This is a genomic window from Halocynthiibacter sp. (assembly GCF_049608145.1).
Taxonomy (GTDB): Bacteria; Pseudomonadota; Alphaproteobacteria; order Rhodobacterales; family Rhodobacteraceae; genus Halocynthiibacter.
Map to the genome: position 1 here is coordinate 1 of NZ_JBMYXF010000076.1, position 9,796 is coordinate 9,796.

The 9,796-nt window shown below is 53.7% G+C and carries 14 protein-coding genes and 1 pseudogene; 10 read left to right on the forward strand and 5 right to left on the reverse strand.

Annotation, left to right across the window (positions count from 1 at the left end; all coding sequences use genetic code 11):
* The 7 genes and pseudogenes from ACPGUT_RS15070 to ACPGUT_RS15100 form a co-directional block, all read left to right on the forward strand.
* Positions 1-237 (forward strand): annotated as a pseudogene (locus ACPGUT_RS15070) (phosphoribosylformylglycinamidine synthase subunit PurL); the annotation flags it as partial.
* A gap of 1 nt (position 238) precedes the next feature.
* On the forward strand, positions 239-754 hold the full coding sequence (locus ACPGUT_RS15075) for a hypothetical protein (protein WP_423992770.1): 516 nt from the start codon (positions 239-241) through the stop codon (positions 752-754).
* Between the two features lie 122 nt (positions 755-876).
* Positions 877-1,113, forward strand: a complete 237-nt coding sequence (locus tag ACPGUT_RS15080; protein WP_423992772.1) for a BolA/IbaG family iron-sulfur metabolism protein — start codon at positions 877-879, stop codon at positions 1,111-1,113.
* Positions 1,110-1,358, forward strand: coding sequence for a hypothetical protein (locus ACPGUT_RS15085; protein WP_423992774.1), 249 nt, complete (start codon positions 1,110-1,112; stop codon positions 1,356-1,358). The genes ACPGUT_RS15080 and ACPGUT_RS15085 overlap by 4 nt, the downstream gene beginning before the upstream one ends.
* Positions 1,355-1,624 (forward strand): hypothetical protein, encoded by a 270-nt coding sequence (locus tag ACPGUT_RS15090; RefSeq protein ID WP_423992776.1) that lies wholly within the window; start codon positions 1,355-1,357, stop codon positions 1,622-1,624. Before ACPGUT_RS15085 ends, ACPGUT_RS15090 begins: the two co-directional genes overlap by 4 nt.
* A 40-nt stretch (positions 1,625-1,664) precedes the next feature.
* Entirely contained in the window at positions 1,665-2,027 is a 363-nt protein-coding gene (gene grxD, locus ACPGUT_RS15095; RefSeq protein WP_423992778.1) for a Grx4 family monothiol glutaredoxin, read from the forward strand.
* 73 nt (positions 2,028-2,100) lie between these two features.
* The gene (locus ACPGUT_RS15100) at positions 2,101-2,427 is read left to right on the forward strand and encodes a TraR/DksA family transcriptional regulator (protein WP_423992780.1); all 327 of its coding nucleotides are present in this window, start codon (positions 2,101-2,103) and stop codon (positions 2,425-2,427) included.
* Here ACPGUT_RS15100 and ACPGUT_RS15105 read toward each other — a convergent pair whose 3' ends face one another.
* Positions 2,428-3,339, reverse strand: a complete 912-nt coding sequence (locus ACPGUT_RS15105; RefSeq protein WP_423992782.1) for a LysE family translocator — start codon at positions 3,337-3,339, stop codon at positions 2,428-2,430.
* An 89-nt stretch (positions 3,340-3,428) separates the two neighbouring features.
* Between ACPGUT_RS15105 and ACPGUT_RS15110 the strand changes: the two genes are divergently transcribed.
* Entirely contained in the window at positions 3,429-3,761 is a 333-nt protein-coding gene (locus tag ACPGUT_RS15110; protein ID WP_423992784.1) for a TfoX/Sxy family protein, read from the forward strand.
* A gap of 58 nt (positions 3,762-3,819) precedes the next feature.
* On the opposite strand, the gene ACPGUT_RS15115 is transcribed toward ACPGUT_RS15110, so the two are convergent.
* Both ACPGUT_RS15115 and ACPGUT_RS15120 read right to left on the reverse strand, forming a co-directional pair.
* Positions 3,820-4,227 (reverse strand): cell division protein ZapA, encoded by a 408-nt coding sequence (locus ACPGUT_RS15115; RefSeq protein ID WP_423992786.1) that lies wholly within the window; start codon positions 4,225-4,227, stop codon positions 3,820-3,822.
* Positions 4,227-4,811 (reverse strand): hypothetical protein, encoded by a 585-nt coding sequence (locus ACPGUT_RS15120; RefSeq protein WP_423992788.1) that lies wholly within the window; start codon positions 4,809-4,811, stop codon positions 4,227-4,229. The genes ACPGUT_RS15115 and ACPGUT_RS15120 overlap by 1 nt, the downstream gene beginning before the upstream one ends.
* Before the next feature lie 369 nt (positions 4,812-5,180).
* On the opposite strand from ACPGUT_RS15120, the gene tkt reads away from it, so the two are divergent.
* Positions 5,181-7,211: a transketolase gene (gene tkt, locus ACPGUT_RS15125; protein ID WP_423992790.1), complete on the forward strand. Its 2,031-nt coding sequence runs from the start codon at positions 5,181-5,183 to the stop codon at positions 7,209-7,211.
* 47 nt (positions 7,212-7,258) lie between these two features.
* On the opposite strand, the gene ACPGUT_RS15130 is transcribed toward tkt, so the two are convergent.
* Positions 7,259-8,152 (reverse strand): LysR family transcriptional regulator, encoded by an 894-nt coding sequence (locus tag ACPGUT_RS15130; protein ID WP_423992792.1) that lies wholly within the window; start codon positions 8,150-8,152, stop codon positions 7,259-7,261.
* A 98-nt stretch (positions 8,153-8,250) separates the two neighbouring features.
* On the opposite strand from ACPGUT_RS15130, the gene ACPGUT_RS15135 reads away from it, so the two are divergent.
* The gene (locus ACPGUT_RS15135) at positions 8,251-9,165 is read left to right on the forward strand and encodes a tyrosine-protein phosphatase (protein ID WP_423992794.1); all 915 of its coding nucleotides are present in this window, start codon (positions 8,251-8,253) and stop codon (positions 9,163-9,165) included.
* Here ACPGUT_RS15135 and ACPGUT_RS15140 read toward each other — a convergent pair.
* Positions 9,162-9,796, reverse strand: a 635-nt coding sequence (locus ACPGUT_RS15140) for a DMT family transporter (protein ID WP_423992796.1), incomplete at its 5' end; no start/stop codon positions are given. The two genes, ACPGUT_RS15135 and ACPGUT_RS15140, sit on opposite strands and share 4 nt — an antisense overlap.

Below are 9,796 nucleotides of genomic sequence, written 5' to 3' on the forward strand. Positions count from 1 at the left end.
GTCTCGCTTGACCCGGCAACAACGCCTGAACTTTATGGCGAAGACCAAGGCCGCTACCTTGTCGCGTGTAACTTTGATCAGGCCGAAGCCCTGTTCATCGCCGCAGGCCAAGCCGGCGTTCCCGTGGCATCTGTTGGCACATTTGGCGGCGACACGGTCAATATGGGCGGAAGCTCTGCACCTTTGGCAGAACTGTCCGACACCTACCGCACATCTTTCGCCGCTGCCGTCGCTTAAGATGAACGCCGGAATTACAAACCTGCTAACGCCTGACTGTGAAAACTGTCAGGCGTTGTGCTGTCTGGCGCTGGCCTTTGACAAAGGCGATGATTTCGCCATCGACAAACCTGCAGGCATCCCCTGCCCCAATCTGCGCCATGATCACCAATGTAAAATCCACGAACGTCTGACCGATCAGGGTTTTGGCGGCTGTGTGAAATATTCCTGTCTTGGGGCCGGTCAATGGGTCAGCGCCCTATATGGCCGCCAAACCTGGCGCAAAGATCCCAGCATCACGCGCGACATCATTACAGATTTCGCCATTGCACGTGAAATGCGCGAAGCCCTGGAATTGCTATATGCCGCTGCAAACCTGCCTCTGACAACAACGCTAAAGGCCCAGCGTGATGATCTGATCCGCGAAATCACCGTTGAAGGCGACGCCACCCGCATCGCCCTCAGCGCCTGGTCCAAACACATCAAACCACGCCACCAAGCCTTCCTGAAATCCCTGCGTGACGTGGTTTCGCATTAATTTCATCTTGCGCAAAATACTCCCGCCGGAGGCATCCCAATGTCACATCCGGCGCAAATCCCCTTGCAGATCACGCCCCTGCCCCCTAAATCTTATATAACACTATGATTACAGGAGCCCCCATGGCCGTCACTGCCCAGGATATCGAAGACCTGATCCGCGAAAGCTTCCCCGATGCACAAATCACCGTCGTTGGCGAAGATGGCGTGCATTTTAATGCTGAAGTCGTGGATGAAAGCTTCCGTGGCCAAAACCGCGTCAAACAGCAACGTGCCGTCATGGCCGCGCTGAAAGGCAAAATGGACGGCTCTCACGGCGAAATCCATGCGTTGGGCCTGACAACTAGGGCGCCTGAATGAGCGACGTAACCATTTTCACCTTACTCGCTTTTCTCCCAGGCCTGCTTGTTGTTGTTGGGTATGTTTGGTGGAACTGGCCTGAAAAAGATGGACCAAAAGCACCGCGTGGCACTGTACCTGGACAGGGCGACTCGATTGTGGAAGGCGGCGGAGGTGGAAGTCATGGTGGAGTTACCACTGTTACGCGTGTCTCTAAGGACCCTCAGAAATATACCCGTGAGATGATGCCCAGAGGCAAAAAGTGACTTTCAAACTGATCCTCTTCGGCATTATTTCTATTGTCACTTTGGCAATTGCAGCGGAATCTTATCTCCGCAAGAACCGCAGCCGTCCTCTTTCCCGCGTAAAAGAAGATGCAAAGACTGCAGATGACCACTACGTTGAAGATCAACAATCTCAACTGGGTATGGAAGCGACTGATGTTGCAGCTGTAGAACGAACACATCACAACAATGAAAACATCGAACGTCGTAATGCCCAAAAACAGCACGATAATCGCCGCAACAAGTAACACTCCGGCCACGACAGGCCAAAGCTACGAAAGACCAAAAATGACCGACGCAAAAACTGCAATCGACGAAACAGTCAAAGCCAATGATGTTGTCCTTTTCATGAAGGGCACTAAATCCATGCCACAATGCGGGTTCTCTTCCCGCGTCGCTGGAGTTCTGAACTTCATGGGTGTGGAATATCAGGACGTGAACGTTCTGGAAGACGAAACCATCCGTCAGGGCATCAAAGATTATTCCGATTGGCCAACCATCCCTCAGCTTTACATCAAAGGCGAATTCGTGGGCGGTTGCGACATCATCACCGAAATGACCCTGTCTGGTGAATTGGACGGCATGTTTGATGAAAACGGCGTGACCTATGACAAAGACGCGGCCGATAAGATTCGCGAAGCTAACGCATAAGCGGGGCACGCGAATCTAGCAGATCCTCACACAGCGCGTTGCCTCGTCCTTAATCTGAAGGAGGCAACGCGCCATGACTGTTAAAATGACTTTAACCAATCGTAAAGTTCAGCTCGAAAAACGTCTGTCTGAACTTGATACCCGTGTGCATGACATTGAACACACACTGGATGCCCCTGTCGCAAAAGACTGGGAAGAAGCGGCCCAAGAAGCGGAAGACACCGAAGTCCTGGAAGCGATGGGCAATCAGGGATTGATCGAAATCCGGCTGATTGGCTCCGCGTTAAAGCGTATCGAAACCGGTGAATATGGTGCCTGCGAACAATGTGGCGAAGACATTGCCGAAGCCCGGCTAGATCTTGTTCCCCATGCACCGCTTTGTGCAAAATGCGCCAGGTGATTATACCAGCATCCAACCGGATACAAACATCAGGCTCAGACCAAAGACACGTTGCAGAACCTCTTGTGTGGCCCCTATTCTAAAGCCCTTGAAAATCTGTTCCCCAATCAAGGTCCAGAAGGCAAAAGCCACACAATTGTTCAGGGTGAAGATCGTAGAAATCACAATGACCTTCTGCAACGCGTCCGGATCTTCTGGTGCGATTGGGAACTGCGCAAACATTAACAGCGTAATGACATGTGCTTTTGGATTGCACAGAAGCAACGCAGCGCCCGTAAACAGCCCCGCCTTTTCCTGTCCGCCGCAAACCGAGCTTCCCCCTTTTAAAAGCATGCACAACGCCATGCGCAGAATATACAATGCGCCAACGACTTTCAGCACAGTGAACCCAATTGAACCTGGTGCCAACGCTTGCAACATCCCCAACCCTAACACCAGGCTCACCAGAAACTTTGCCGCGTGATACCCCAGACTTAGCGGCAAGGTGGCCCGGAAACCATATCTTGCGCCCGTGGCGGCGAAGATCAGGTTCCCGGGACCAGGGCTCCAGGCTAATGGGAAAAGGAAAATCAGCAACGACGGTATTTGATTTTCCACCTGAATTACCCTTCTGGTTTGCGAAAATTCGCAAGTTGGTGATATGCAGAGACAGGCAACAATGCGCAGGTCATGGAAGAGAGTGTGTCCGGCTCCGGGTCGCTGCCACTGCATATCTGATACATGTATCGCCGTTTTCCACCCGCCTTTCCGTGCCCTGGCGCACAATGGGTTAAAAAACGTCTGCGGGATAAAAAACCTCTGCGATCCAATTCGATCAACGCCACAAACGACCACGTCCCATACACGGAACACGCCAGGTGTATTTCCGCAAACAACCAGCTTTGTCCGTTGTTGCGTTAAACCTTGTGACAAAATTGGCCATCTCACGACGCAGTAATGGCAAAACGGCCTGGCACGTTGTATTCTGATATCGCACCATAACAATGAACCGGACACAACGCGTGACCCAAGCCTCCTCGCCCCCCGTATCTTCCCTGCGCAATCTGGGGCCCGCTATGGATGAAGCCTGCGCCCGCGCTGGTATACACACAGCCGACCAATTGCGCGCGTTGGGAACAGATCAGGCCTATGCGCAACTGCTGCGAAACGGCACCCGTCCACATTTCATCGGATATTATGTGCTGGAAATGGCTCTGCAGGGACGGCCATGGAACGATTGTAAGGGGGATGAAAAGAAAGCCCTACGCAAGCGGTTCGATGCGTTGAAGGACCGGGCGTTTGATCCGAAAAAGTCGGAATTCGAACGTATCATGGACCAGATCGGTTTGCGTTGAATATACAAAAACCGCCCCGAATTTCAGGGCGGTTTTGTTTATCATCCATGCAACCGGTTCAGCCTGCCGCTTTGGTTTCCGCTTCTGCGGCTAGGGCTTCTGCACGTCCGGCAAGTGCTTCTAAAGTGTCCGTTACAATATCAGGAATAACCTCAGAGATAACTTCAACCCGTTCCGGTTCGGGAACTGCGGCCGCACTCTCGCGCAACTCTTCCATTTGCTTTTCCTGCGCCGCCAGTTTGTCGTTCAACGCAGAAACCTGATCTTCAAGTCCCGCAGTTTTGTCCGCCAGCATTAGGCCCGACATCAGCAACATCCGTTCTTCCGGAATACGCCCGATTTGTTTCAAAAGAACTTTCGCTTCTGTATCCAGCATCTCGGCAGCAGACTGCAGGAAATGTTCTTCACCGTCCTGACAGGACACCGAAAAATTGCGTTCGCCGATTTTGATCGTAACTTCAGGCATTAAACAGTCTCCTCTGAGGCAGCTGCATCAGATGTCGCGGCAGGCACGGCGTCCTCTCCGGTTTCCCCGGTTGTTTGTGCTGTTGCAATCGCAGGCCGGAGTTCTTCCAAAATGGCATCAAGCTCAGCCCGATCAGCAGCTTGTTGTGCACGTAACATATCAATTTCAGCCTGTAGCCCGCCGTTTACCAGTCCGGCATCCGCAAGGCCCGACGCATTCGCTTCGCGCAGCATGCTGTTGTTTTCGCGCAATTTATCGCACACCTCATGCAAGGATGCCAGTTCGCGTTGTTGATCGGCTGAACGTTTGCCAAAGCCAATAACCCGTTCTTCAAGTTCCTGCATTGCACCTTCCTGGCGCTCATTCAGAACCTTCAGGCGTTCTTCCAGCTGTGCATTGCGTTTTCGTTCGTCTTCCAACGCGCTTGTCAGTTCTGCAAGTTCCGTATCATCGCCGTTACCAAGTCCGCCAAGGGCACCGTTGATCCGGTCAAATGCCGCTGAAATCCGTTGTTCCAGCGCGGCAATTTCCGCACCTTTCAGGCCGTGATCTTCTTCGTTGATCTCCTGGGTGGGGTCGCTCATGCCGCCAGTTCTCCCTGCATCTTGTCGCACATTTCCGGTTGGTCCGGATTACTCTGAATGGATCGGTTCACATGTAAAGTCGCATGTGCCGCCGCCGGAAACGAATCGTCCGCAATCCGGCTGACACCGACTTTAGACAATAATTGCAGGGATTTCTTCCCCCTTCACCGTCTCGGTCAGGGGAATACCCGATTTCCCGCCGACACAGCAGCACATTCAGCCCATCACATAGGTCATTTCATCGAAATCTGCGCCAGAACAGCCCCCTGACTGGTGTTTAAGCGGGTTCAAAAGCCATCCACGGCTTGAAATCGCCCCCTGGACTGATATGAGGATGCATCTGCTTTTTTAACGCCAAAGGATAACGCCTTGGAAACTCAGCCAACGGATATCACTGCGCTTCGTACAGCGAACCCTGACCACTGGAACAAAGCGACAGCCATTCGTGCGCTGGCGCTGGATGCTGTGGCCGCTGCTAACTCTGGTCACTCCGGTGCCCCAATTGGTCTTGCCGATGTGGCAACTGTGCTGTTTGAAAAGCACCTGAAATTTGATCCGAAAGCCCCGCGCTGGCCGGACCGCGATCGTTTCATCCTATCGGGCGGTCACGCCTCAATGTTGATCTACTCTCTGCTGCATCTCACTGGCTACGAAGATGTGACGCTGGATCAAATCAAAAACTTCCGTCAGTGGGGCGCAATCACAGCGGGTCACCCGGAATATGGTCACGTTTCTGGTGTTGAAACCACCACAGGTCCCTTGGGTCAGGGCATCGCAAACGCCGTTGGTTTCGCCATGGCCGAAGAAATTCAGCGCGCGCAATACGGCAAAAAAATCGTTGATCACCACACCTATGTGATCGCAGGCGACGGCTGCCTGATGGAAGGCATCAGCCAGGAAGCCATCGGTCTTGCCGGGCGTCACAAGCTAAGCAAGCTGATCGTTCTTTGGGATGACAATGACATCACCATCGATGGCAAAGTGTCTCTGTCTGACATCACGGATCAACAGAAACGTTTCTCTGCATCTGGCTGGTCTACGCATGAATGTGATGGTCACGATCCTGCAGACATCGATCGCGCAATCAACGAAGCTAAGAACACTGGCAAACCAGCGCTGATCGCCTGTAAAACGCACATCGCTTTGGGCACCAGCGCGCAAGACACCTCCAAAGGCCACGGCGCATTGACCGCACCTGACCTGATGGCAGACGCTAAGAAAACCTGGGGCTGGGATCATGACGCATTTGTCATCCCTGCGGATATCAAAGCACAGTGGGAAGCCATTGGCGCACGCGGTGCAACTGATCACGCCGAATGGAAAACCCGTTTTGAAAGCGTATCTGACCGCAAACAAGCGGAATTCAACCGCGCCTATGCGCTGGAAGTTCCAAACAAACTGTCCTCTGCGATCAAACGCCTGAAGAAGAAGATCTCTGAAGAGCAGCCAAAAGTTGCAACACGGAAATCTGGTGAACTGGCGCTTGAGGTCATCAACCCGATCATGCCGGAAACCGTAGGTGGTTCTGCCGACCTGACAGGTTCCAACAACACCAAAACCGGTGAAATGGAAGCCTTTGATCTGGACAACCGCGGTGGCCGTTATGTTTACTGGGGCATCCGTGAACACGCGATGGCTGCGGCAATGAACGGCATGGTTCTGCACGGCGGTATCCGCGCTTACAGCGGCACCTTCTTCTGCTTCACCGACTATGCGCGCCCGTCCATGCGTCTGGCGGCTCTGATGCAGATCCCAACAGTGTTTGTCATGACCCATGATTCAATCGGCGTTGGCGAAGATGGCCCGACACACCAGCCTGTTGAACATCTGGCAATCTGTCGTGCGACACCGAATTCCTGGACTTTCCGCCCTGCTGATACTGTCGAAGCGGCTGAAGCCTGGGAAATGGCTGTGACCACCAAGACAACCCCGTCTGTGATGGTCATGTCGCGTCAGAACCTTCCAACTGTCCGGACTGAACATAAGAACAAAAACCTTGTGGCACAGGGCGCTTATGTTCTGGCTGACGCCGAAGAAAAACGTCAGGCGATCATCATGGCATCCGGTTCCGAAGTTGAGATCGCTCTGAAAGCGCGTGATCTGCTTCAAGCCGAAGGCATCGGCACCCGTGTTGTGTCTGTCCCTTGCATGGAACTGTTCGACGCACAGGAAGAAAGCTACCGCAAGCGCGTTCTGCCAGGTGGCCCGGTCCGTGTTGCGGTGGAAGCAGCGGTACAGCAGCCATGGGACAAATACCTGACCGGCGAACGTGGTAAATCCACCAAAGCGGGCTTTATCGGTATGAACAGCTTCGGTGCATCCGCGCCAGCTGGCGTTCTTTATGAGCAATTCGGCATCACCGCCGAGGCCGTTGCAGCCAAGGTTAAATCCCTGCTGTAAACATCGCGACAATCACTTCAAAAGGCGGCCCATTGCGGTCGCCTTTTTCATGACGCCCGTCGCCCGACCCGACTGTCCCCAATCCAGGCGCGCTGATCCCAGCTGGCAAATTCAGACAGCAACCAACGCATCACAGGCCCCGTGGCGGCCTTATGCGCGCTGATGATCCCAACGCTTTCAAGGATCGAATTCTGCGCGAAATCATAGTTTAAGACCTTCAAATGCCCCGTCAGAACCGCCTCGGCAACGAGGTCTGCGGGCAGCTCCCCCCAGCCAAGCCCATCTGAAATCAAGGACATACGCGTCTTTACCCCGTCAGATCGCCAGATATTTGGGCTGATCGGCGCACCATCCGACACAAATTGGCGGTGTTTCACAAGTTCTGCCCGACTGACTTCCGCCCATTGTGCCAACGGATGATCACAGTGACAGACCGGAACCAGCCGCTGAAACCCAATCCCCCTGGACAACCAGGCCGCGCTCAGGCCCTCCATCCGACTGATCAACGCAAGATCGGCCACGCCCCCCTCAACCGCCAACAAGATCTGCGCACGGGGCACTTCCTCAACCCGCAGTTCAAGTCCCGTAAAATGATTTGCCAGCCCAGACAGCAAATCGCGCAGACGTGCCACAAGCAATCCATCCTCGATATAAAACGTGAACCGTGCTTCTGATCGCGTGCTTAGGGTTTCTGCCTGACCCATCAGCGCATCCATGCTCTCAAGCACAGATTTCGCATAGCCCAGAACCACTTGGCCTTGTTGCGTCAATTCAGGTCGATATCCCGCGCGATCAAACAAGGTCACGTCGAGATCGATTTCCAAATTCGCAATGGCTGCACTGATCGCAGATTGCGCCTTCCCCAAAGCCCGCGCCGCCGCTGAGAATGACCCGTTTTCTTCGGCCACCACAAAAGCGCGCAATTGTTCGATGTCCGGCATGGAAACTCCATCTGCAAATTCGATAGTGTTGAACTTTCTATATCAATCGCAATCCTTTTTAAAGCCCGCAAGATGATTCACGCATAAGGACGACACCGATGACCCATTTTCGCAATTTACTGCTGGCAGGCACCGCCACCTTGGCTTTGACGTCCCCCCTTCAGGCCGAAAACGCCTGCGCCACAGCGCTGGATATCGCCCTGCCCGAAAACTGCGCGCAGATCCCCGTCACCAACCCGGTTGAAGGGCTTGTGAATTTTCGCGAACTCACCACACCAGACAATGGCATTCGCGCGGGTCTGTTGTTTCGGTCTGATCAGTTGGATGCGTTGACCGCAGCAGATCTGACCTATCTGTCAGATCAAGCCATTGAAACCATTGTTGATCTACGCGCCCCGGATGAATTGGACAGCCACCCCAACAAACATATTCCTTCAGTGGATTTCACTGCCAACTTGCCCATTGGCGCGGATCCGGCCAATATCGAACGCATCATGCCGCTGGAAATCGGCCTGCAAATTCGCCCGCTTTGGTTCGAAGGCAAATTCGATGAGATCGACCAACTTCTGACCGATCACAATGTTGATCTGCGCCAAATCCGCATCGAACGTTATCAGGATTTCGCAACCGACTTTAACCCACAGGTCTCGCGGTTTTTGCATCTGCTGACCAATGCTGACAACTTCCCCCTGGTGTTTCATTGCGCCGGCGGCAAGGATCGCACCGGTTATATGGCTGCTGTGACCCTGCTTGTGCTTGGCTATTCTAAGGAAGACGTCATGCGAGATTACCTCGCGACCAACATCTATACTTACGCCGAGCTTGAGAAATTGGTTGGTCACGGCCCGGCTTCGCTGCGCCCGGCCTTTGGTGCACATCCCGAACAGATCTTGGCAGCACTTGAGGCGATTGAACAGGGTTTCGGATCTTTTGACAGCTATCTGACGGACGTTCTGAACATCTCGGCGCAAGACATAACGGCGATCCGCCAAAACCTATTGGTGAACGGTTAACTCCGCCTTATCGCCGTGAAGATACGCCCATCTGTCACGGCGAACCCCACAGCAATGATGCCAAAACCGATCCAAGCAGCGGGTGAGATCATCTCGTCCAGGAACATCGCACCCAAGGCAATGGCAAAGGGCGGGATCAGCAGCGTGACCAACATCAGGTTCGCCGCCCCCGCCCGCTGCAAGATCGCGAAATACAGCACATAGGCCAACACCGTGGACAAAGATGCGATGCCAAACAAAGCCCCCCATGTCTGCAAAGACAAATCCATTTCAGGCGCCCCATCGACACAGAACACAATCGGGATCATCAGGACTGTACTGCCCGCGACCATGCCAAGTGCATTCATCAAAGGGGGCTGCCCCGCCAGCATGACCTTCCCCCAAACGCTTGCGAAAGCATAGGATAAAGCCGCTGTAATCACTGCCAACTGCGCCAGATTACTGGGATTCAAACCTGACAAAGTCTCTGGCCCCATGATGAAGGCAACCCCTGCAAGCCCGATCAAAGCCCCGGCAATTTTATTACGTGTCAGCGGTTCATCCACCAACAAGACCCCAGCCACGACCGCGCCGAACATCGCCGTCGTGCCATTTAAGATCGATGCAATTCCGCTTTCGATCTGTTGCTGTC

What these genes read in the sequence shown, in the direction of transcription:
- ACPGUT_RS15130 (WP_423992792.1), bottom strand. Translation starts at nt 8,152, where the DNA reads ATGCCGGACATCGAACAATTGCGCGCTTTTGTGGTGGCCGAAGAAAAC.
- ACPGUT_RS15085 (WP_423992774.1), top strand. Translation starts at nt 1,110, where the DNA reads ATGAGCGACGTAACCATTTTCACCTTACTCGCTTTTCTCCCAGGCCTG.
- ACPGUT_RS15120 (WP_423992788.1), bottom strand. Translation starts at nt 4,811, where the DNA reads ATGAGCGACCCCACCCAGGAGATCAACGAAGAAGATCACGGCCTGAAA.
- ACPGUT_RS15100 (WP_423992780.1), top strand. Translation starts at nt 2,101, where the DNA reads ATGACTGTTAAAATGACTTTAACCAATCGTAAAGTTCAGCTCGAAAAA.
- ACPGUT_RS15080 (WP_423992772.1), top strand. Translation starts at nt 877, where the DNA reads ATGGCCGTCACTGCCCAGGATATCGAAGACCTGATCCGCGAAAGCTTC.
- ACPGUT_RS15135 (WP_423992794.1), top strand. Translation starts at nt 8,251, where the DNA reads ATGACCCATTTTCGCAATTTACTGCTGGCAGGCACCGCCACCTTGGCT.
- ACPGUT_RS15075 (WP_423992770.1), top strand. Translation starts at nt 239, where the DNA reads ATGAACGCCGGAATTACAAACCTGCTAACGCCTGACTGTGAAAACTGT.
- ACPGUT_RS15115 (WP_423992786.1), bottom strand. Translation starts at nt 4,227, where the DNA reads ATGCCTGAAGTTACGATCAAAATCGGCGAACGCAATTTTTCGGTGTCC.
- grxD (WP_423992778.1), top strand. Translation starts at nt 1,665, where the DNA reads ATGACCGACGCAAAAACTGCAATCGACGAAACAGTCAAAGCCAATGAT.